At 69.6% G+C, this 19818-nt stretch carries 23 protein-coding genes and 1 tRNA gene; 10 read left to right on the plus strand and 14 right to left on the minus strand.

Translation table 11 applies throughout. The annotated features are described in order from the left end of the window. The first annotated feature begins 182 nt into the window (after positions 1 to 182). Positions 183 to 701, plus strand: a complete 519-nt coding sequence (locus HD597_RS46400; protein ID WP_253752979.1) for a hypothetical protein — start codon at positions 183 to 185, stop codon at positions 699 to 701. A gap of 95 nt (positions 702 to 796) precedes the next feature. Here HD597_RS46400 and HD597_RS46405 read toward each other — a convergent pair whose 3' ends face one another. Then, complete coding sequence (locus tag HD597_RS46405) at positions 797 to 1555, minus strand: SCO6745 family protein (RefSeq protein ID WP_253752981.1); 759 nt, start codon at positions 1553 to 1555, stop codon at positions 797 to 799. Between the two features lie 343 nt (positions 1556 to 1898). On the opposite strand from HD597_RS46405, the gene HD597_RS46410 reads away from it, so the two are divergent. After that, positions 1899 to 2312 (plus strand): hypothetical protein, encoded by a 414-nt coding sequence (locus HD597_RS46410; RefSeq protein ID WP_253752983.1) that lies wholly within the window; start codon positions 1899 to 1901, stop codon positions 2310 to 2312. A gap of 70 nt (positions 2313 to 2382) precedes the next feature. Here HD597_RS46410 and HD597_RS46415 read toward each other — a convergent pair. The 4 genes from HD597_RS46415 to HD597_RS46430 all read right to left on the minus strand — a co-directional run bounded on the left by HD597_RS46415 (position 2383) and on the right by HD597_RS46430 (position 5317). Continuing rightward, a tRNA-Thr gene (locus tag HD597_RS46415) sits at positions 2383 to 2455 on the minus strand. Positions 2456 to 2475: 20 nt separating this feature from the next. After that, positions 2476 to 3441 (minus strand): 23S rRNA (guanosine(2251)-2'-O)-methyltransferase RlmB, encoded by a 966-nt coding sequence (rlmB, locus tag HD597_RS46420; protein WP_253752985.1) that lies wholly within the window; start codon positions 3439 to 3441, stop codon positions 2476 to 2478. A 54-nt stretch (positions 3442 to 3495) separates the two neighbouring features. Next, complete coding sequence (gene cysS, locus HD597_RS46425; RefSeq protein WP_253752987.1) at positions 3496 to 4887, minus strand: cysteine--tRNA ligase; 1392 nt, start codon at positions 4885 to 4887, stop codon at positions 3496 to 3498. 43 nt (positions 4888 to 4930) lie between these two features. Continuing rightward, positions 4931 to 5317 carry a PPOX class F420-dependent oxidoreductase gene (locus HD597_RS46430; RefSeq protein WP_253752989.1) on the minus strand — a complete coding sequence of 129 codons (387 nt, stop codon included), beginning with the start codon at positions 5315 to 5317 and terminating at the stop codon, positions 4931 to 4933. Positions 5318 to 5374: 57 nt separating this feature from the next. Here HD597_RS46430 and HD597_RS46435 point away from each other — a divergent pair, with 57 nt between their 5' ends. Further along, positions 5375 to 6337 (plus strand): DUF2637 domain-containing protein, encoded by a 963-nt coding sequence (locus HD597_RS46435; protein ID WP_253752991.1) that lies wholly within the window; start codon positions 5375 to 5377, stop codon positions 6335 to 6337. Between the two features lie 68 nt (positions 6338 to 6405). On the opposite strand, the gene HD597_RS46440 is transcribed toward HD597_RS46435, so the two are convergent. The 4 genes from HD597_RS46440 to HD597_RS46455 all read right to left on the minus strand — a co-directional run bounded on the left by HD597_RS46440 (position 6406) and on the right by HD597_RS46455 (position 8217). Next, complete coding sequence (locus HD597_RS46440) at positions 6406 to 6675, minus strand: GlsB/YeaQ/YmgE family stress response membrane protein (protein ID WP_253752993.1); 270 nt, start codon at positions 6673 to 6675, stop codon at positions 6406 to 6408. 96 nt (positions 6676 to 6771) lie between these two features. Then, entirely contained in the window at positions 6772 to 7062 is a 291-nt protein-coding gene (locus HD597_RS46445) for a GlsB/YeaQ/YmgE family stress response membrane protein (RefSeq protein WP_253752995.1), read from the minus strand. A 184-nt stretch (positions 7063 to 7246) separates the two neighbouring features. Beyond that, entirely contained in the window at positions 7247 to 7717 is a 471-nt protein-coding gene (gene ispF, locus HD597_RS46450; protein ID WP_253752997.1) for a 2-C-methyl-D-erythritol 2,4-cyclodiphosphate synthase, read from the minus strand. A gap of 17 nt (positions 7718 to 7734) precedes the next feature. Further along, positions 7735 to 8217, minus strand: a complete 483-nt coding sequence (locus tag HD597_RS46455) for a CarD family transcriptional regulator (protein WP_020544658.1) — start codon at positions 8215 to 8217, stop codon at positions 7735 to 7737. Between the two features lie 179 nt (positions 8218 to 8396). On the opposite strand from HD597_RS46455, the gene HD597_RS46460 reads away from it, so the two are divergent. Next, complete coding sequence (locus HD597_RS46460) at positions 8397 to 9050, plus strand: copper chaperone PCu(A)C (protein ID WP_253752999.1); 654 nt, start codon at positions 8397 to 8399, stop codon at positions 9048 to 9050. Between the two features lie 54 nt (positions 9051 to 9104). Here HD597_RS46460 and HD597_RS46465 read toward each other — a convergent pair whose 3' ends face one another. Both HD597_RS46465 and HD597_RS46470 read right to left on the minus strand, forming a co-directional pair. Beyond that, positions 9105 to 9797 (minus strand): response regulator, encoded by a 693-nt coding sequence (locus HD597_RS46465; protein ID WP_185110404.1) that lies wholly within the window; start codon positions 9795 to 9797, stop codon positions 9105 to 9107. Then, a complete protein-coding gene (locus HD597_RS46470; RefSeq protein WP_253759758.1) occupies positions 9794 to 10966 on the minus strand; it encodes a sensor histidine kinase in 1173 nt (390 codons plus the stop codon). The genes HD597_RS46465 and HD597_RS46470 overlap by 4 nt, the downstream gene beginning before the upstream one ends. A 133-nt stretch (positions 10967 to 11099) precedes the next feature. Here HD597_RS46470 and phoU point away from each other — a divergent pair, with 133 nt between their 5' ends. Next, entirely contained in the window at positions 11100 to 11744 is a 645-nt protein-coding gene (gene phoU / locus HD597_RS46475) for a phosphate signaling complex protein PhoU (RefSeq protein WP_253753001.1), read from the plus strand. A 138-nt stretch (positions 11745 to 11882) separates the two neighbouring features. On the opposite strand, the gene HD597_RS46480 is transcribed toward phoU, so the two are convergent. Next, complete coding sequence (locus HD597_RS46480; protein ID WP_253753003.1) at positions 11883 to 12164, minus strand: hypothetical protein; 282 nt, start codon at positions 12162 to 12164, stop codon at positions 11883 to 11885. Positions 12165 to 12260: 96 nt separating this feature from the next. On the opposite strand from HD597_RS46480, the gene HD597_RS46485 reads away from it, so the two are divergent. Together HD597_RS46485 and HD597_RS46490 are read left to right on the plus strand one after the other, a co-directional pair. Continuing rightward, positions 12261 to 12671, plus strand: coding sequence for a VOC family protein (locus tag HD597_RS46485; RefSeq protein WP_253753005.1), 411 nt, complete (start codon positions 12261 to 12263; stop codon positions 12669 to 12671). A gap of 13 nt (positions 12672 to 12684) precedes the next feature. Continuing rightward, a complete protein-coding gene (locus HD597_RS46490; protein ID WP_253753007.1) occupies positions 12685 to 12903 on the plus strand; it encodes a hypothetical protein in 219 nt (72 codons plus the stop codon). Here the strand turns inward: HD597_RS46490 and HD597_RS46495 are convergent. Continuing rightward, positions 12896 to 14647 carry a peroxidase family protein gene (locus HD597_RS46495; protein WP_253753009.1) on the minus strand — a complete coding sequence of 584 codons (1752 nt, stop codon included), beginning with the start codon at positions 14645 to 14647 and terminating at the stop codon, positions 12896 to 12898. The two genes, HD597_RS46490 and HD597_RS46495, sit on opposite strands and share 8 nt — an antisense overlap. Before the next feature lie 84 nt (positions 14648 to 14731). Between HD597_RS46495 and HD597_RS46500 the strand changes: the two genes are divergently transcribed. Both HD597_RS46500 and HD597_RS46505 read left to right on the plus strand, forming a co-directional pair. Further along, the gene (locus tag HD597_RS46500) at positions 14732 to 16060 is read left to right on the plus strand and encodes a cytochrome P450 (RefSeq protein ID WP_253753017.1); all 1329 of its coding nucleotides are present in this window, start codon (positions 14732 to 14734) and stop codon (positions 16058 to 16060) included. A gap of 145 nt (positions 16061 to 16205) precedes the next feature. Further along, entirely contained in the window at positions 16206 to 18068 is a 1863-nt protein-coding gene (locus HD597_RS46505) for a pectate lyase-like domain-containing protein (protein ID WP_253753019.1), read from the plus strand. A gap of 50 nt (positions 18069 to 18118) precedes the next feature. Here HD597_RS46505 and HD597_RS46510 read toward each other — a convergent pair whose 3' ends face one another. Continuing rightward, entirely contained in the window at positions 18119 to 18934 is an 816-nt protein-coding gene (locus HD597_RS46510; RefSeq protein ID WP_253753021.1) for a carbon-nitrogen hydrolase family protein, read from the minus strand. A gap of 90 nt (positions 18935 to 19024) precedes the next feature. On the opposite strand from HD597_RS46510, the gene HD597_RS46515 reads away from it, so the two are divergent. Then, positions 19025 to 19813: an SDR family NAD(P)-dependent oxidoreductase gene (locus HD597_RS46515; protein WP_253753023.1), complete on the plus strand. Its 789-nt coding sequence runs from the start codon at positions 19025 to 19027 to the stop codon at positions 19811 to 19813. Positions 19814 to 19818 lie beyond the last annotated feature (5 nt).

Consider the following 19818-nt stretch of genomic DNA (forward strand, 5'->3'; position numbering starts at 1 on the left):
CCCCAGGCTGGCGAACCATCGTCCATGACGTGCCGCTCCCATCACGACCAGTTGAGTAGTGCACTTCGGTTGCGCCCGCATCTTTCCAGAGCAACGCAAGCATGGATAGATTCCGCGGGTGGCGATGCAGCCCCTGCAATCCTCCACAGACGCCTTCAAGCGAGCCACTATGCTCCGGCATCGTGACAGCGCTCGCCATCATGATTCTCTTCGGTGCAACAGGCGAGATCGGGCCCATACGCTGCGGCGCATCTCTGAACAGCATCGCCAAGACCCTCGGCCCGCCATGGGACATCGGCCGTGTCAGCCGGCGGAAAAGGTGGCCCCACCTCTTCTCATACGGACACGTCGAACTCTGCGTCTGCCACTGCCGCACCGTGACGATGGTCAGCGTCCAAGCTCGACACGACCCCGTTGAGCTCCCTGAGCCAGAAACGAACGTACTCACCGCCTATTCCTCTCAGATGACCATGAGGCAGATCACGGCATCACTGGACAAGGCATGCTGCCGTTGGCGAACAGACCCGAATAGCTCACCCGACAGGCGTGAGCTATACACCGAACCGGCAAGGGTCGGCTTCGTGTTCCGCAGCACCGGCCACGCCCCCGAACCCCTCCTGGAACAGGCAGGCCTCTGGATCAACGAGCACGAGTGCGCTCCCCTCCCACACGGTCTCGCCGACGACGGCCTCGGCACATAACGAGCGGGTGGTTCCACGTAGTTCATTGCGGATCCGCGGTTGCGGGAAATTCATGCTGAGCAGCTTCGAATGGCCTGCCCCAACACCGAAAGCAGCTATGTCTGATCCGGATGCTGTCTGTGCCCGTAGGCGTCATGAACCTGGCCGAGAAGCCGCACAAAACGCTCCCGCTCCACTGGCGTCAGGGCAGCGAACGGTACAGCGGCGAGTTCATCCGTTCGCCGCTCCGCACTGGCGAGGGCCATGGGGTCAGTCTCCGGCGCCGACGGCCACGGTCCATCCCATCCATTCGCCCTCGCCTTGTCGACTCCAGGCCCGGCGAGGATGGCTCTGAGCGGCGTAAGGCCATGCTCATGGACGGCGATCAGATGAGAGGCGCCCCGATATTCGCGCAACCGCAGCAATGCGAGAGCGACCCGGGACGCCGGATCCTCATCGGCCACCACAAGCGATCGCCATGCCGCGAAGAGCGGGCGGCCGACTGGCTCGGCTGCCTCCGCCACCCGTTCGGCCAGATCGGCCAACTGACCGAGCTCCGGAAGGTCACCGTAAGTGGTGCGTGCCCAGTACGTGCACTCCTCCACGTCCACCTCAACGATGCTTCTGAGCGGAACCACGGCCCGTGCGGTGTCCCACGCGTCACGAACCAGGTCCGGCGAGAAGAACCCGCACGCCGCCGCCACCACCTCGGCGTCCACATCACCGAGCACCCCCGCGCGTCCACCGAAGTAGAACGGCCAGCGCGAAAGCCTTAAGCCTTCCCCACGAGCCCCGAAGCGCTCAGTCTCGCCGAATGCGGCACCCACCTTGATCACGATCCGCTTCGTACGCCGCACCACATCCTCGGGCGTCACCTTGCGCTCCCTTCTCGGCGATCGTGCCGGGACGAACGCTCCGCCGATCTTCCACCACCGTCACGGGCGCCTGCTCAGCACCCGCAACCGCCGTCATCTGTGATGGCGCGGAGACTCGCGAGATTTCGCTGACAGTTTTCGACCAACGGTTCACCCACATCTACACCCACGGCGACGGCATCGTGCTGGCCGCTGCACGCTGTGCGCGCGTAGACATCGACGTCGAGCGCTACCAGGAGCCCATCCCGGAGGACGAGCTACACCTCACGAAAAGCGTCCGGGTCATCGATGAAGGCGGCCATACCCTGTCGGCCTTCTACGCAACAACGGCGGCCACCCCTGGATGGCGCCGCCCCACACCTCGGACGCCTTCTGGTACGACTGCTACGCGCTGAACGTCGGAAACGAAGTGGTCCATGCCTGCCCCTACCCCGACTTCCCCCTGATCGAGGTCGATGGTCACGGCGTCCGCAGCATCACCCCGAACGCCATCACAAGCAGCGACGGCCTGGCCGTCTCCGGCGACGAGCTCGCCTTCCTCGATCAACACCGAGCGGCCGGCGGGTTCCGCTGGGAGCTCCGCAGAGGCCGCCGACAGAACGGCACCATCACCGAGTCGCACCGGCTGAACCTGCTCCTTCCCCACGACCGACACCCGACCGGCTGGGCCCGAGGAAAGATCGGCAGAGACGGCACGCTGTGGCTGCACGAGCACGGAGACCCGCGCCACTGGTACCGCTATGAGATGAACTCCTAGCCCAGGCTCGCCGGCGACGCAAGAAAGCCCCTGACGGCGTAACGCCTGTTCAGGGGCCTTCTGGATGCAGAGCCGACGAGGGGAATCGAACCCCTGACCTTCTGTTTACAAGACAGATGCTCTGCCGATTGAGCTACGTCGGCACGGCCTACCAGTGTAGACGCTAGAGACGCCTGTGACGAGCGACTTCATACAGCGCCACCCCAGCCGCCACCCCCGCGTTGAGCGACTCCGCAGCCGCCTGCATCGGGATCCGCGTGACGACGTCACAGTGCTCCCGCACCAGCCGCGACAGCCCCTTGCCCTCGGAGCCCACGACGACCACCAGCGGCTCGGTCAGCAGGTCGACGTCGCCGATGTCGGTTTCGCCGGCGCCGTCGAGGCCGATGACGAAGAGGCCGGACTCGCGGTATTCGCGCAGGGCGGCCGTCAGGTTGGCGGCGCGGGCGACGCGGAGGTTGGCGAGGGTGCCCGCCGAGGTCTTCCAGGCGCCGCCCGTGACGCCGGCCGAGCGGCGGGACGGGATGAGCAGGCCGTGGGCGCCGAAGGCGGTGGCGGAGCGGGCGATGGCGCCCAGGTTGCGGGGGTCGGTGACCGAGTCGAGGGCGACGATCAGCGGTACCTCGGCGGCGTCCTGGGCGAGCTCGACCAGCTCCGACGGGTGGGCGTAGTCGTATGCCGGGATCTGCAGGGCGATGCCCTGGTGCACGCCGCCCTCCGTCAGGCGGTCGAGCTTGTCGCGGCTGACCTCCAGGAGGGCGATGCCGCGCTCAGCCGCGATCTTGATGGAGTCGCGTACGCGGTCGTCGTTGTCGATGCGCTGGGCGACGTAGAGGGCGCTGGCCGGCACGCCTGCCTGCAGGGCCTCCAGCACCGGGTTGCGGCCGCCGACGTAGTCGGGGGCGTCTTCCGAGCGGCGCTGCTGCCTGGCGGGCGCGGCGCGGCGGGTGCCGTCGCGGTCCTCGCGGGCGATGCGCTCGGTGCGTGCCTTGTCCTTGTACCAGTGGCGCATCTCGGCGGGCGGGGTCGCGCCCTTGCCCTCGAGCGACCGGCGGCCCTGACCTCCGGTGCCTTTGGACGGGCCCTTTTTCTTCGCGGGCCTGCCCGAAGCCCTACCGCCTGCTGCCATGGAATCAAGGGTACTCGGGCTGTTGGCGAGCCCGAGCCACCAGACGCCCCCGCCCTAACGGCTCAGCTCCCAGCGCGCCCCGTTCGGCGTGTCCTCCACGGTGATGCCGGCGGCGGCGAGCTGGTTCCTGATGGCGTCGGCGGCGGCGTAGTCCTTGCGCTCCCTGGCCGCCTTGCGCTGCTCCAGCGCCACCGCCACCAGCGCGTCCACGACGGGCGTCAGGTCGGACCCGGCGCCGCGCCACTGCGGCGAGCGCGGGTCGAGGCCGAGCACGTCGAGCATGTTCTGGGTCTCGGCCAGCAGCCGCGCCACGGCCTCCTTGTCGCCGCGCGACAGCGCCACGTTGCCCTCGCGCACCACCTCGTGCACCACGGCCAGCGCCTGGGGCGTGCCCAGGTCGTCGTCGAGCGCGTCGGCGAACGCCTGCGGCAGCGGCGCGTCGGCGTCGACGTCGTGGATGACCTCGGCGGCGCGCGTGACGAAGCCCTCGATCCGCTGGTACGCGGCCGCGGCCTCCAGCAGCGCCTCCTCGGAGTAGTCGATCGAGGAGCGGTAGTGCGGGCCCGCCAGGTAGTAGCGCAGCTCCACGGGCCGGACCTTCTGCACCATCTCGGGGATCAGCAGCGAGTTGCCGAGCGACTTGCTCATCTTCTCGGCGCCGATCTTGAGCATGCCGTTGTGCATCCAGTTGCGGGCGAAGCCGTCGCCCGCGGCCTGCGACTGGGCGATCTCGTTCTCGTGGTGCGGGAAGATCAGGTCGATGCCGCCGCCGTGGATGTCGAACGTCGGCCCCAGGTACTTCGTCGCCATCGCCGAGCACTCCAGGTGCCAGCCGGGCCGCCCGGGGCCCCACGGCGTCGGCCACGTCGGCTCGCCCGGCTTCTCGCCCTTCCACAGGGCGAAGTCGCGCGGGTCGCGCTTGCAGGACTCGTCGTCGGTGTCTGCCGCGGCCCGCATGTTGTCCAGCTTCTGGTTGGACAGGGAGCCGTAGCGGTCGGCGTAGGACCGCACGTCGAAGTAGACGTCACCGCCCGAGGCGTACGCGTGGCCGCGCTCGATCAGCCGCTCCATCAGCGTGATCATCTCGGGCACGTGCCCGGTGGCGCGCGGCTCGACGGTCGGCGGCAGGCAGCCGAGCGTGTCGTAGGCCCAGGTGAAGGCCCGCTGGTTGCGCTCGGCCACGACGAACCAGGGCACGCTCTCCTCGGCCGACACCCTGATGATCTTGTCATCGATGTCGGTGACGTTGCGGCAGAACGCCACGTCGTAGCCGGAGCGCATCAGCCAGCGTCTGAGGACGTCGAAGTTCACACCCGAGCGGATGTGCCCGATATGCGGCGGAGCCTGCACGGTGGCCCCACACAGATAAATCGACGCCCGGCCGGCTTCGACCGGAACGAATTCACGAATGGCGCGCGTGCTCGTGTCGTAGATGTGCAGGCTCACAAAGGCAAGGCTAACGCCTCAGGGCGGTCAGCACGCCGATAAATCAACCCCGCAAGATGACCTTGTCGGCAGAGAGCCGTACGATAAGCCGCTCGGTGCCCGGTTTGTCCTCCCAGGACGTGCCCTGGTACTTCTGCGACAGCTCCTCGATGAGCGCTCCCTCGGGATCGGGTGTCATGGTCACCCGCCCGCGGACCTCCACGTACCGGTACGGATCGTCGGGGTCGATGACCAGCAGGCTGGCCCGCGGGTCGCGCTCGAAGTTGCGCGGCTTCCTGCGTCCCTTCACGGTCGAGAAGAGGATGTCGTCGCCGTCGGTGCGCACCCACACGACCGACGACTGCGGCCCTCCGTCGGGATTGAGGCTCGTCACCGTCGCGTAATTCGGCGCGTCCAGGAGTATCCGGACATCTTCCGTCAGCACTGCCATGCGCGGCTCTCCCTTGATCGGTCTTGACCATCATTGTTCTGTAGGCTCGACACCGCCATGGACGTGACTCCCCCCTCTACGCTCCGCCGCCTGGGCATCGCCCTGGCCGGGCTCGCGGTCGCCGCCCTCGCCGGGGCCGCGTGCGCGCTGTCCTTCGACGACCTGCGCACGCTCGCCGTCACCGGCGAGGCCAGGCCCGACCTCGCCTTCCTCTATCCGGCGGCCTTCGACGCGCTCCTGCTGATCGCGCTGATCGCCGTGCTGCTGCTGCGCCCCGCCAGGATGCTGGTGCGCGTGCAGGCGGCGTTCGTGCTGGTGCTGCTGATCGTGGCGGCCGCGGCGGTGAACGTGGCCACGGCGGTGCGGTTCCAGTTCGGCGTGCGGGAGACGGCCGTGGGCGTGGCCCTGGCGCCGTGGATCATGCTGGCGCTGGCGCTGTGGCTGTGGCTGCTGCTGATCAAGCACGTGCGCGGCCCCGAACGCCACGCGCAGGAGGACCGTACGGCGGAGCGCGACATCGTGCCGTTCCACCGCCCCGAGACGGCTCCCCCGCTGGCCACGGACACGCCCCCGCCCGTGCTGGAGCCCACCCCGGTGGTCGGCCCCACCCCCGCCCCCGAGACGCCGCCGGTCTCGGCTCAGGTGTCCGAGTGGCCGATGCAGGAGAAGGACCTCGCCCCCGAGCCCGCCCCCGGACCTGTCTCCGGGTCCGCGCCCGAGCCCGCCCCCGAGCCGGAATTAGAGCCCGAGCCGGAGACGCGCCCCGTCCGCTGGGGCGACCGTGTCAAGCCCTCCGACGTCCTGGTCCACCCTCGCCCGGAGGACGACGAGGACGCCGACACCCAGCCGCACCCCGTCTTCGAGGACGACGCCCCCGACCCCGTGCACGGCCCGGAGAGCGCCGACGAGGGCGAGCGCCCGGACGAGATGGAGGACACCGCCCCGCACCCGGTGGTCCACGACGACACGCCGGCCCCGTCGGGGCGCCTGCGCGCCACCCCGCGCCCGCCCGACGACTGATCCGGACATGGGCGGGCCCGCCCGGGAGAGATCCCGGGCGGGCCGATGTATCCCGCTTGGAGCCGGCGTCAGACGCGATGACCGCGCTTGAGGCCGGCGACCAGGCCGACACCGACGATCGCGAGCACCACCTGCATCACCAGTTCGATCCAGTCGATGCCGGGTGTCGTCTCCACGCCCAGCACCTGGGCGAGCAGCGTACCCACCAGGGCCGCCACGATGCCGACGACGATGGTGAGGATCCACCCGATGGCCTGCCTGCCGGGAAGCAGCAGACGACCGATTGCGCCAATCACGGCGCCAATCACGATGGCGCCAAGGATGGATTCGATGGTCATGACATGAAACCTCCCCGTGAGGGTGAGCGGTTCACTCTCACGGGAAGGTCGCTACCCGATCTACGGCGATTATGCATGCCGTAAAGAAGGGCCAGGTCAGGTCATGGTTCTGCCAGTACGGCCACCGCCGCGCCCCATGCCCATGCGGGTCACAAGCAGCACACCGATGACGGCCAGAGCGAGCTGGAGTATGTGCTCGATCCAGTCGATCCCTTTCGTGTCGGCCCAGCCGAACGCGTGCGCGATCAGTGTGCCGACCAGGGCGGCCACGATGCCGACGATGAGGGTCAGGCCGATGGACATGTTCTGCCTGCCGGGCACCAGCAGCCTGGCCAGCGCACCGACGATGGCGCCGATGACTACTGCGGAAACAATCGCGCCGATCATGTGTAGCTCCCCCCGAGACGTTCACATGTCTTGACGGGACACATACCCCCTGAGCAGGCAAACTACCCATGAGAAGACGGCGGTCCGTACCGCGCCAGTGACGAACCGCCGCCTCCGAATCAGGCGGGCTAGGCGACGACCCGCCAGGACACCCTCACGCGTCCCTACATATGACGCCGGGCGCTCAGGAAAGGTTGACGACCAGCGCCGTCGCGATGGCCGCCACGCCCTCTCCACGCCCCGTCAGGCCCAGCCCGTCGGTGGTGGTGGCGGAGACGCTCACAGGGGCCCCTACGGCCGCACTGAGGGCCTTCTCGGCCTCCTCACGGCGCGGGGCCAGCTTGGGCCGGTTACCGACCACCTGGACCGCCACGTTGCCGATCTCGAAACCGGCGGCGCGTACCTGGCGGGCGGTCTCCTCCAGCAGGGCGGCACCCGAGGCGCCCGCCCAGCGCGGGTCGGCCGTGCCGAACAGCCGGCCCAGATCGCCCAGCCCGGCCGCCGACAGCAGCGCGTCGCAGGCGGCGTGGGCGGCGGCGTCGCCGTCGGAGTGGCCTTCGAGGCCGACCTCGCCCGGCCAGCGCAGGCCCGCGAGGTTGAGCTCGCGGGCTGCGTCATCCGATGAGAACGGGTGGACGTCGACACCGACGCCCACCCGTGGAAGATTCGTGTTCAGGAGTTGAGAACCTCGTCGAGCAGGGCCTCAGCCTTGTCCTCATTGGTCTTCTCGGCAAGGGCCAACTCGCTGACAAGGATCTGACGAGCCTTGGCGAGCATGCGCTTCTCACCCGCGGACAGGCCGCGCTCGCGGTCCCTCCGCCACAGGTCCCGAACCACCTCGGCGACCTTGTTCACATCGCCGGAGGCGAGCTTCTCGAGATTGGCCTTGTAGCGACGAGACCAGTTGGTCGGCTCCTCGGTGTGCGGCATCCGAAGGACATCGAAAACCCGCTCAAGGCCTTCCTGACCGACAACATCGCGCACGCCGACGAGTTCTGCGTTTTCAGCTGGCACCTGGACGGTAAGGTCGCCCTTGTCGACCTTGAGCACCAGGTAGGTCTTTTCCTCACCCTTGATGGATCGCGTCGTGATTGCTTCGATCCGAGCAGCCCCATGGTGGGGGTAGACGACAGTGTCGCCGACCTGGAAAGTCATGTGACAAGTACCCCTTCCGCTGTACTCCAGAGTACCACGCATCCACAGCCTCCCGGAACAGTGAAATCCTCATAACTGCAGGTCAAGGCCGCATATTGGGGCTTGACAAGCGCTCAACTCTATGAATCGCATTTCCGGACATAGCGAATGACCTGCGGGGGTGTGGATATGACCTTGCATTGGGGTGGATATGGTGGGCGCTGCACATCACGCACGCGCGACACCTGCGCAAGACCAAGGAGTACCCGCCCGTGACCAGCCGTCGCTGGATTGCCGTAGCCGCCGCGTTCTTGGCAGCCCCCGCGCTCGCGGGCTGTGCGGCCGGATTCGACGCCACCACCAACCAGCCCTACGCACCCGCCGAAGCGCAAGTGCTGATCGATAAGGACGCGTACGGCAAGAGCGGCATTCACATCCCGCAGGCGTTCATCCTCGGGCCCGACTCCGGGGCCCAGATCCCGTGGCGCGGCTCCGCCCCCATCTACCTCAACATCCTGAACACCGCCGGCGCCCCCGACACCCTCCAGGCGGTCTCGGCCGGCCAGATGGGCTCGGTGAAGGTCACCGCCCCGATCCAGCTCCCGAGCAACACGCTCGTCAACACCGGCAAGCCCACCCCGCAGATCATGCTGGAGGCGATCCCCAGGAGCCTCAGGGGCGGCGAGTCCATCAAGCTGGACCTCCAGTTCGCCAACGCCGGGATCGTGTCCATGAACGTGCCTGTGGTGACGCGCAGCCGCGAATACAAGGACTACCCGCCGGCCCCCGGCGCCACCGCGGCTCCCACGCCCACCCCGACCCCGTCCGCCACCGCGGCCGAAGAGGGTCACTGATCGCACGAAGAACCCCGGTACCGCGGCGCGGTACCGGGGTTCTTCCGTGTTCGCCTACTCCTCGACGGCGTCGAACTTGTAGCCCAGGCCGCGCACGGTCAGGATGCAGCGCGGGTTCGACGGGTCCGACTCGATCTTCGCGCGCAGGCGCTTGACGTGCACGTCCAGCGTCTTGGTGTCGCCCACGTAGTCGGCGCCCCAGACCCGGTCGATGAGCTGGCCCCTGGTCAGCACCCGCCCCGCGTTGCGCAGCAGCACCTCCAGCAGCTCGAACTCCTTCAGCGGGAGCTGCACCTGCTCGCCCCGCACGGCCACGACGTGCCGGTCGACGTCCATGCGCACCGGGCCGACGGCCAGCACGGCCGTCTCCAGCTCCTCCACCACGTCGCCCTGGCGGCGGAGCACCGCGCGGATGCGGGCCACCAGCTCGCGCGAGGAGAACGGCTTGGTGACGTAGTCGTCGGCGCCCAGCTCCAGGCCCACGACCTTGTCGATCTCGCTGTCCTTGGCCGTCAGCATGATCACCGGCACCTTGGAGCGCTGCCGCAGCGAGCGGCACACCTCCGTGCCGGGCAGGCCGGGCAGCATCAGGTCGAGCAGCACCAGGTCGGCGCCGTTGCGGTCGAAGGTCTCCAGCGCCTCGGGCCCGGTCGCCGCGACGGACACCTCGAAGCCCTCCTTGCGCAGCATGTAGGACAGGGCGTCCGAGAAGGACTCCTCGTCCTCCACGACGAGTACTCGGGTCATTTGGCTGCCTCCAGGGGAATCGAGGGTGGTACTGCCACCGCCGTGCCGCCGAAGGCGGGCAGGCGGAGGGTGAAGGTGGAGCCGGACCCTTCCTTGCTCCAGACGGACACCTCGCCGGCGTGCGCGGCGGCGACGTGCTTGACGATGGCGAGGCCGAGGCCGGTGCCGCCGGTGGCGCGCGACCTGGCCGCGTCCACGCGGAAGAAGCGCTCGAAGATGCGCTCCAGCGCCTCCTCGGGGATGCCGATGCCCTGGTCGCTGACGCTGATCTCGACGGAGTCGCCCGCGGGCCGCACGCTGACGACGACCCTCGTGTGGTCGGGGCTGTAGGCGACGGCGTTGTCGATCAGGTTGCGCAGGGCGGTGACGAGCAGGTCGTCGTCGCCCCAGATGCGCAGGCCCTCGGTGCCGCCGGTGACGAGTGCGATGTCCTTGGCCGAGGCCCTGGTGTTGCAGTACTCGATGGCGCCGTGGATCGCTTCGTCGATCGAGACCTGACCCGGCGTCGGGATGGGCTCGGCGCCCTGGATCCGGCTGAGCGTGATCAGGTCCTGGATGAGGTAGTTGAGCCGGGCGGCCTCGTGCTGCATGCGCCCGGCGAAGCGGCTGACCGCCTCGGGGTCGTCGGCGGCGTCCTGGATGGTCTCGGCCAGCAGGCTCATGGCGCCCACCGGGGTCTTCAGCTCGTGGCTGACGTTGGCGACGAAGTCGCGGCGCACGGCCTCGACCCGGCGCCGCTCGGTCTGGTCCTCCGCCAGCACGAGCACCTGGCCGTAGGAGCCGAGCGGTGCCACGCGGACGGCGAAGTTGGTGGTCTCCTGGCCGAACTTGTGGCCGGCGACGTCGATCTCGCTCTCGCGGATCTCGCCGTCGCGGCGTACCTGCCTCGCCAGGGCGAGCAGCTCCGCGGCCATCAGGCGGTCGCCCTTGACCAGCCCGAACGCCCGTGCGGCCGAGCTGGCGCGCAGGACGCGGTCGTGGGCGTCAAGGACCACGGCGGACGACGGCAGCACGGCCAGCACCGACGCGACGCCCTGCGGCAGCGCGGCGCCGGTCTCCACGCCGTCCGCCGCGGCGGCACGGCTCGGGGCCTCGATCTGATTGCGATAGAACAGGACTGCCAGCGCGCCCACCACGAACCCGGCCAGGGCCGCGAAGCTCATGGCCATCTCACTCATGCCTCCGATGGTAGGTGGCGTTTTCGCAGGGACAGACCCCCTCATCAGGGGATGAACGGCCCTTTCCTGGAAAGTTCATCTTGCTGTAGGGGTTCGTTCATCGAGCGGGTCGTACGGTGACGACATGCGCGACGCGTACCATGAAGAACTTGATGCACTGACAGACAAGCTGGTCGAAATGACCCGCCTTGTCCGCTCGGCGATATCCCGTGCCACCACGGCCCTTCTCGATGCCGACCTCCAGCTCGCTGAGAGCGTCATCTCCCGCGACGAGGAGGTGAACGCGGTCTTCGCCGACATCGAGACGTCGATCTTCGAGCTGATGGCGCGCCAGCAGCCGGTCGCGGTGGACCTGAGAATGGTCATCACGGCGCTGCGCATGGGCACCGACCTGGAGCGCATGGGCGACCTCGCGGTGCACGTCGCCAAGGTGGCCCGCCTGCGGCACCCCGACTCCGCCATCCCGCCGGCGCTGCGCTCCACCATCCTGGAGATGGGCCAGATCGCCGAGAACCTGGTCACCAAGGCCGGGAGCTGCGTGGCGTCGCGGGACGTGGACTCGGCGATGGAGCTGGAACAGGACGACGACGCGATGGACCGGCTGCATCGCAAACTGTTCAAGAACATCCTGGCCAAGGACTGGCAGCACGGGGTGGAGCCGGCGATCGACATCACGTTGGTCGGGCGTTACTACGAGCGGTACGCGGATCATGCGGTACGGGTGGCGCAGGACGTGGTCTACCTGGTCACCGGCGCCCGCCCGAGCTGACGGCCGGTGACCGGGATGTGAGCTGGGCGGAAGGGCACCCTCCGCCCAGCACTCCAACCGGTCTGCCCGAAGGAGATGCTAGAGCCACGCCCGCGCCCTGCGCGCACACGCGGCGCGGGCATGGGCGTTATGCGGCGCTTAATTCCCGGCTGGCGGCCAGCTTTCCCAGCGGGGCGGCGGCGCGTTCATCGCATCCCTGTACTGCTCCGCCCGGCCCTGACAATCGGGGCAGAGAGGTTCATCGGTGGACCGGGCCACCGCTTCCGGTCCGGCCGGCCGCATGGTGCCCAGAACGCTGAAGCCCGGCGGAATCCCGGTTTGCGGGTCGATCAGAAAAGTAATGACCTCTCTCGGGTCGTAGGTGAATTCGCGCTTACAGACGAAACAACGGCCTGTCGCCATCTCGCGTTCTTCTGACATGAATTCTCCTCCGGACGGCGCCTGTGGAGCCCTGACCTCAGTATCGGTCAGGAATCGAGAAGCAGCGGCCCGCGAGCCGCCCCTAGCGTGGCTCCCATGGACATCTCCATCCACTCGAGCTTCCTGCCGCACGACGACCCGGACGCCTCCCTGGCCTTCTACCGCGACGTTCTCGGCTTCGAGATCCGCGACGACGTCGGGTACGACGGGATGCGCTGGATCACCGTCGGCCCGGCGGGTCAGCCCGGCACGTCCATCGTCCTGCAGCCGCCCGCGGCCGACCCCGGCGTCACCGAGGCCGAGCGCCACACCATCGCCGAGATGATGGCCAAGGGCACCTACGCCGGCATCCTCCTGGCCACCGCCGACCTCGACGGCCTGTTCGAGCGGCTGCAGGCGGGCGACGCCGAGATCGTGCAGGAGCCGATCGAGCAGCCGTTCGGGGTCCGCGACTGCGCCGTGCGCGATCCCGCCGGCAACCTCATCCGCATCCAGGAAGTCCGCTGAGGAGGTCTTTCCCATGAACTCCGGCAAGTGGATCCGGCAGAGTCACCGCTGGCTGTCCATCGCCTTCACCACGACCGTGCTCGTCGCCATCGTCGCCGTCTCGCAGGAGAATCCCGCCATGTGGGTGTTCTACCTGCCGTTGTTCCCGCTCGTGCTGCAGTTTCTGACCGGGCTGTACCTGTTCGTGCTGCCGTACACCGCCAAGGGGCGCGGCGGACGGCGGGTCACCTGAGCGCCCGCCACGGCGCGAACGCGTGCGGGACGCCGCTGAGAGCGGGGGCGAGCTCGGGGTGGTGGCGCAGCAGGACCTCGGTCATGCCGGTCCTGTCGATCCAGTCCAGCCCCTCGGGGCTGTAGACCCCGGGCGTGTACAGGTCGGTGAAGAACGGGTCGCTCTTGAGCCGGCGGGACGCCATGAGCACGAACACCCGGAACGCGGTGTCGGACATCGCGAACCCGGGCGGCTTGGGCTCGGCGAGCAGCCCCACGGTGACGTCGACCCGTTCGGGGTCGCCCTCGTAGACCTCCTCGAGCTCCCGTGACCACCCGGGGTCGCCGGTCATCCGCGCGAACTCGGTCACCGGCGCCTTGCGCAGCATGCGGCGGAAGTCGTTGTAACGGGGCACCCCGCGTTCGCGGTCGCGCAGGATGTCGAGGGTGCCCACGTCGATGCGCTCGCCGCTGACGCGCACCAGGTCGCGCAGGGCGTCGGGATGGTTGTGCAGGCTCAGCGCCCCGGGGTGCATGACGCCGAAGGAGTAGAGCCAGTCGGACATGCCGTGCCTGTCGACGGCGGCGCGGGTGTGCTGCCCCTGGATCGGGAGCAGCTCCTCGGTGGTGATCAGGCTGCCGTCGCGGTGGGAGCGGACCGGGTAGTCGTCGCGGATCAGCGGATGGAACCGGTAGGAGGCGACGAACTCCTCCGTCATCGAGTACGGCGCGGCGTGGTGCTCCATGGGCGAGCCGAGGATGCCGGAGATCATCTCGCCCCGCCCCACGCGGCCGTGACGGCGGCGGAAGCCGGGCCCCAGCAGCCCTGCCCAGTTGGTGTTCATGCCCAGGCTCACGGCCCGGTTGTCGAGGATGCCGGGCGTCCACTCCACGGTGTGGATCTTGGCCATGACGGCGACGTTGACCAGGCGGGCGGTCTGGAAGAGCCGCTCGTCGTCCCACGACGGGTACGCCTCGCGCAGCATGCCGCAGATGGCGTTGTGCTCCTTGACGAACAGGGTGTGCATCAGCGCCAGGCCGACCCAGTAGTTGTCGTTGAACCCGGTCAGGTCGATCCCGGCCAGCCCCGGGGCGGTCTCATCCGGCAGCCGCCCGCCCTGGAGGGTCATCGTGCCGTCCTCGCCGGTGCGCAGCGAGCGGCAGCGGCTTTCGGAGCTGCCGTAGAGCTGCGAGCCGTCCCACCAGTGGGTCACCGTGTTCGCGTAGGTGGGCGGGGTGCCGGGCACGGTGCGCGGCGTGGGGTCGGGGCGGCTGCGGCGTACGCGCATCACCCGCTCGTACCACTGGTCGCCGTCGGCGATCGGCACCTCGATGGGGTCGGCCAGGCGGTTGTCGCCGTGGCTGAACCAGTCGTGGTTCTGGAACTGGATCCAGGCGGCGGCCAGCATGTTTAGCGAAGTGGCGGGGATGAGCTCGCGCCTGGTCAGCAGCCGGTTGCTCACCTCGCGGGGGCTGGGCGACAGCAGCCTTTCCCGCGGGCCCGGATGGGTGAGGCCGAGGGGCGCGTTGCGGTCGAAGCGGGTGCCGGCCCGGCCCATGTCCGCGTCGGCGGGGTCGTAGCCGGAGCCGTCGTAGCTGCGGTGGCGCGGCCTTGGCCGGGACGGGGTGGGGGCCCGCTCGCCGCCGACCGGGCGGGTGTCGTGCAGGTTGTGCCGGCGCAGGGCGGCCCGCATCCTGGCCAGCGCCAGGAGTTGCAGCAGGAACGGTCGTTCGTACCACTCTTTGACGATCTTCGTCCAGAACATGGCCGGTCACCGCCTTTCAGCTCTTCACTTATAGTAATCATTTAACTACTACTTGTGGTATCCCCAAGGTGTGGAGGGCTTGTGATGGGACGACAGACCTCCGAGACGCCGCGCGCGACCGGGCTGGAGAGCCTGGCGTTCGCCTTGCTCTACTCCCTGCCGGAGTTCGCCCGCGGCATCGTCGTCCCCCGGCCCTCGATGACCCGGCTGCTCGCCCGGCTCGACACGCAGGCCGCGGCGCAGCGCTTCTGCCTGCGGCTGCGCGTGCGCTACGGCGGCCGCTCGCTCTACGTGCGGGGCCCGCGCGGCAAGGTGCTGCTGCTCCTGTCGCAGGGCGACGTCGAACGGGTGCTGGCCGGCAGCGACTCGGTCTTCTCCCTGCGCACGGAGGAGAAGTGGCACGGGTTCTCGCCCTTCCAGCCGGACAGCCTGCTGCTGTCCCAGGGGGAGCAGCGTGGCGACCGGCGCCGGTTCAACGAGGCCGTGCTGGGCGGGGCGGCGCACGTGCTGGCCCGGCGGATCGACCAGGTGATGACGGAGGAGCTCGACGGGATCCTCGGCCGCCGCCAGGCCCCGGTGGACTGGGAGCGGCTGCGCGGCGGCTACGACCGGGCGACGCTGAGGCTGGTGCTCGGCGACGCGGCCCGCGACGACGTACAGGTCCTGTCGACCCTGAACGCGCTGCGCCACCAGGGCAACTGGCTGGGTCTGGGGCCCCGGCGCCGCGGCCGGGCGCGCAGGTTGCGGCTGGCCATGACGGCGGGGATCGAGCGGCACCTGGAGGCGCCGGCCGGCGACAGCCTGGCGGGCCTGGCGGCGGCCGCGCCCCAGAGCGCTCGCACCTGTCCCGCGGGGCAGGTGCCGCACTGGCTGCTGGCGTTGACGGGGCTCGGCAGTACGGTGATCGGCCCCACCCTGGCACTCCTGGCCGGCCATCCCGAGCACTGCGAAAGGGCGCGGGCCGAGGCGTGCGCGACCGGCGGCGAGCGGCGGCACCTGCGCGCCTGCCTGCACGAGTCCCTGCGCCTGTGGCCGCTGGTGGCCACGCTGCCCCGGGTCGTCACCGAGCCCACCGGCTGGCACGGAGCCACGCTCCCCGCCGGGACCGACCTCATGATCCCGGTCGCCGTGCACAACCGGAACCCGCAGATCGGCTACGCCGACGCCTTCACCCCGCAAGCGTGGCTGGACGGGCGGGCCGCGGCCGACTGGTGGATCATCCCGTTCTCGGCCGGGCCCGGCCGCTGCCCGGGAAGCGATCTCGGAGGCACGGTCGGCACCGCGGTGCTGGCCGCGCTGCTGCGCCAGTACGACTTCTTCCCGGACGGCCCGGCCCTCGGCCCGGACCGCCCGCTGCCCAAGACCCTGGACCCCTTCTCCCTGCGCCTGAACGTCGTTCCGCGCATCTTGTGATCGGGGCCGGTGACGCGGTAGAAACATCCGGAACCCCATTCTTCAGGCCTCGATATAAGCCAGGTCGCGCGAGAGAGCGCTCTCTCGACCCGAGCTGGCGATGTCCAGAGCACTGCGCGACCCCGCAGTGGAAGGGACGGACCGTATGACGACGACCCAGCCTCCCCGCGGCCGGGCGCCGCGATTCGGCCTCGTGCTGACGACCGCCCTCTTGACCGCCGCCGCCACGACCGCCGTCTTGTCGGCGACCCCCGCAGCCGCCTCTCCAGCCGCCCCCGACTTCGGGCCGAACGTCACCGTCTTCGACCCCGGCATGCCGGTCGGCGACATCCAGGCCACCCTCGACGCCGCCCACGCCGCCCAGGTGGACGCCGAGATGGGCACCACCCGCCACGCGTACCTCTTCAAGCCCGGCACGTACGGCACCGCCGAACAGCCGCTCCAGATCAAGGTCGGCTACTACACGGAGATCGCCGGCCTCGGCGCCTCCCCCACCGACGTCGTCATCAACGGCAAGGTCGAGGTCTACAACCGCTGCCTGGCGGACGGCGGCACGAGCAACTGCCTGGCACTCGTCAACTTCTGGCGCACCCTGTCGAACCTGTCGATCAACATCAACGCCGCAGGCCAGGACGGCTGCCGGTCGTCGGCGAACTTCTGGGCCGTCTCCCAGGCGGTGTCCCTGCGCCGGCTCGACGTCACCGGCGGCACCCTGTCGCTGATGGACTACTGCACCGCCGGCCCGCAGTACGCCAGCGGCGGCTTCATCGCCGACTCCAGGCTGCCGTCCGTCACCAACGGCTCCCAGCAGCAGTGGCTGACCCGCAACAGCGAGGTCGCCGGCTGGTCGAACGGCGTGTGGAACCAGGTCTTCTCCGGCGTCACCGGCGCCCCGGCCGAGACGGGCTTCCCGAACCCGCCGTACACCACGCTCGACACCACTCCCCTCAGCCGCGAGAAGCCCTACCTGTACGCCGACGCGAAGGGCAGGTACAACGTCCGCGTGCCCGCCGCCAGGAGGGACACCCGCGGCGTCTCGTGGGCCGCGGGCCTGACGCCCGGCCGCACGCTGCCGATCACCGACTTCTTCGTCGCCAAGCCGTCCGACTCGGTGCACGACATCAACAGGCAGCTCGCTCGCGGCAAGAACCTGCTGCTCACCCCCGGCGTGTACGACATCGCGCGCAGCATCGAGGTCAAGCGTCCCGACACGGTCGTGCTCGGCCTCGGGCACGCCACGCTCACCGCCACCCGCGGCTCGACCCCGATCGAGGTCGCCGACGTGCCCGGCGTGGTCATCGCCGGCGTCACCATCGACGCCGGCACCGAGAAGTCGCCGGTGCTGCTGCGGGTGGGCAAGCGGCACGGCGAGCGCCGCGCCACGCCGCACAACCCGACGACCCTGTCCGACGTGTACTTCCGGGTCGGCGGGCCGCACATCGGCAGGACCGACGTCGCGCTCGAGGTCAACAGCGACCACGTGCTCATCGACCACACCTGGGTGTGGCGGGCCGACCACGGCGTCGAAGGGCTCAATGACACCCAGCGCTGGAACACCAACCTGGGCCGCAACGGCGCCGTCATCAACGGTGACCACGTGACCGCGACCGGGCTGTTCGTCGAGCACTTCCAGCAGTACAACACGATCTGGAACGGCGACGACGGCACGACGATCCTCTACCAGAACGAGCTGCCGTACGACCCGCCGACCCAGGCCGACTGGATGAACGGCGCCGTCGAGGGCTGGGCCGGCTACAAGGTCGGCGACCGCGTCCGCCGCCACCGCCTGTACGGCGGCGGGGTCTACGTCTTCAACCAGAACAATCCGCAGATCCACACGGAGAACGGGTTCGAGGTGCCGCAGACCCCTGGCGTGCGGCTGCACCACATCATGACCGTCAACCTCAGCGCCGGGACGATCGACCACGTGGTCAACGGCGTCGGCGACGCGGCCGACACCACCAAGGTCGGCGCGCCCGTCTACCTCACGGACTACCCCGCTCCGTAGGAACCCGCGCGTGGTGGGCCGGCGCTCAGGCGGCCCCGGCCCACCACCCACTACGGCTCCAGGCTCCGCCGCCACCTGTCGAAGATCGCCGGGTTCCGGCGGACGTCCCAGCGAGGGAGCATGGATTCGCCGCGCACCTCGATCTCGGCCACCACCAGCTCAGGGGCCGCACTCCTGTCCGGCTCGGCGACGACCCGGCCGTCCGGGGCGATGACGCAGGTCGCGCCGATCCCCTCCCGTCCCGGCGCCGTTCCCGCCACGTCCGCCGCGATCACCCAGCAGTCGTTCTCGACCGCTCGCGCGATCAACGCCGAGCGCGACCTGCTCAGCCAGCCGCGGGTGACGTCCGGGGGAAGGTCGTTGTTGAGCGGGCAGACCAGGACGCGGGCGCCGGCCAGCGCCAGCAGCCGGGACGGCTCGACGAGGTTGCAGTCGTAACAGATCACCACGCCGAACGCGTGCTCGCCGTGGTGGTGCAGCGGCAGGTCGTCACCCGGGCTGAAGACCGGCTCCCGGGGGAACAGTTTGCGGGAGATCCCGCCGGTCAGCTTCCCCGCGCGGACGACGGCCGCGGAGCTGTGCAGCCGCCCGCCGGCCGAGCGCTCGGTGAACCCGGCGACCACCGTGGTCTGCTCGGGGCAGGCCGCCAGGGCCGCGAGGAGGCTCGTGTAGGGCGGGGCGATCGCCGCCGACTCGGCGGCCCGGCTGTCGGCCGGCATGCCGCCGAAGTAGCACTCGGGGAGGACGAGGAGGTCGATGCGCTCCTGCGCGCATCGCTCCAGGACGTCCGGGAGGTCGCCCGCCGCCGAGCCGATCAGACCCGCCTGCAGGGCGGCTACCCGCAAGCCTTCGGAGCTGCTTTTCACGTGGCCCCTTCCCGGGTCGGCCGTCCTTGCGCGTCGACCGGCAGTCTAGATAAGTTGAGGGCACTTTCAATTTGAGGAGGCCCTCAACTTATGTCCAGGACCATAGTGATCACTGGCGGCACCAGCGGCATCGGGCTGGCCCTCGCCCGCCACTACGCCGCGCTCGGCGAGCAGGTCGTCGCCGTGGGCAGCAGCGAGGAGGGCGGGCGGCGCCTGCGTGCGGAGGTGCCGCGGGCCCGGTTCGTCCGCTGCGACCTCAGCTCCCTGCGCGAGACCCGCGACCTCGTCGAACGGCTCAGCGCCGACCACCCCGTGATCGACGCGCTGGTGCTGGCCGCCTTCAGGTACAACCCGCGCCGGGTGACGACAGCGGAGGGTTTCGAGCACACCTTCGCCCTCTACGTGCTCAACCGCCGGCTCATGGCCGAAGGGTTACGCGGCCCGCTGGAGAAGGCGCCGTCGCCGGTGATCGTCAACCTGTGCGGCGCCGGGCGGGGCGGCCGGATCAACTGGGACGACCTCCAGCTGGAGAACGGCTATCGAGCGGTCGCCGCCACCATGCAGGGGGCCAGGGCCAGCGTGCTGCTGGGCGCCGCCTACGGCTCCGAGCGCGTCAAATACGTGCTGTACAACCCGGTGTTCGTGGCGACCGGGCTGCACGAGCCCTTCAGGCAACCGCTGCGCGGTGTCGTACGGGCGGCGTCGGCGCTCTTCGGCCAGCCCGTGGCGAGGGCCGTGCCGCCCATCACCGCCCTCATCGACCGGCCGCCCGCCGAGCCCGTCTCGGTCTGGAGGAAGGGGAAGCGCATCGAGCCCGCCGTGGACCGGGACGAAGCGCAGCGGTTCGCCTCGACCGTCCTCGCCATGTCCGCGCTCTGAGCCCC

Source organism: Nonomuraea thailandensis, assembly GCF_024172165.1.
GTDB lineage: Bacteria > Actinomycetota > Actinomycetes > Streptosporangiales > Streptosporangiaceae > Nonomuraea > Nonomuraea thailandensis.

Coding starts and splice junctions, on each gene's coding strand:
- HD597_RS46435 (WP_253752991.1), top strand. CDS start 5,375: ATGGACGTGACTCCCCCCTCTACGCTCCGCCGCCTGGGCATCGCCCTG.
- HD597_RS46500 (WP_253753017.1), top strand. CDS start 14,732: ATGGGACGACAGACCTCCGAGACGCCGCGCGCGACCGGGCTGGAGAGC.
- HD597_RS46515 (WP_253753023.1), top strand. CDS start 19,025: ATGTCCAGGACCATAGTGATCACTGGCGGCACCAGCGGCATCGGGCTG.
- rlmB (WP_253752985.1), bottom strand. CDS start 3,441: ATGGCAGCAGGCGGTAGGGCTTCGGGCAGGCCCGCGAAGAAAAAGGGC.
- HD597_RS46485 (WP_253753005.1), top strand. CDS start 12,261: ATGGACATCTCCATCCACTCGAGCTTCCTGCCGCACGACGACCCGGAC.
- HD597_RS46465 (WP_185110404.1), bottom strand. CDS start 9,797: ATGACCCGAGTACTCGTCGTGGAGGACGAGGAGTCCTTCTCGGACGCC.
- HD597_RS46440 (WP_253752993.1), bottom strand. CDS start 6,675: ATGACCATCGAATCCATCCTTGGCGCCATCGTGATTGGCGCCGTGATT.
- HD597_RS46480 (WP_253753003.1), bottom strand. CDS start 12,164: ATGTCAGAAGAACGCGAGATGGCGACAGGCCGTTGTTTCGTCTGTAAG.
- HD597_RS46430 (WP_253752989.1), bottom strand. CDS start 5,317: ATGGCAGTGCTGACGGAAGATGTCCGGATACTCCTGGACGCGCCGAAT.
- HD597_RS46495 (WP_253753009.1), bottom strand. CDS start 14,647: ATGTTCTGGACGAAGATCGTCAAAGAGTGGTACGAACGACCGTTCCTG.
- HD597_RS46455 (WP_020544658.1), bottom strand. CDS start 8,217: ATGACTTTCCAGGTCGGCGACACTGTCGTCTACCCCCACCATGGGGCT.
- HD597_RS46410 (WP_253752983.1), top strand. CDS start 1,899: ATGGCGCCGCCCCACACCTCGGACGCCTTCTGGTACGACTGCTACGCG.
- phoU (WP_253753001.1), top strand. CDS start 11,100: ATGCGCGACGCGTACCATGAAGAACTTGATGCACTGACAGACAAGCTG.
- HD597_RS46470 (WP_253759758.1), bottom strand. CDS start 10,966: ATGGCCATGAGCTTCGCGGCCCTGGCCGGGTTCGTGGTGGGCGCGCTG.
- HD597_RS46490 (WP_253753007.1), top strand. CDS start 12,685: ATGAACTCCGGCAAGTGGATCCGGCAGAGTCACCGCTGGCTGTCCATC.
- HD597_RS46445 (WP_253752995.1), bottom strand. CDS start 7,062: ATGATCGGCGCGATTGTTTCCGCAGTAGTCATCGGCGCCATCGTCGGT.
- HD597_RS46505 (WP_253753019.1), top strand. CDS start 16,206: ATGACGACGACCCAGCCTCCCCGCGGCCGGGCGCCGCGATTCGGCCTC.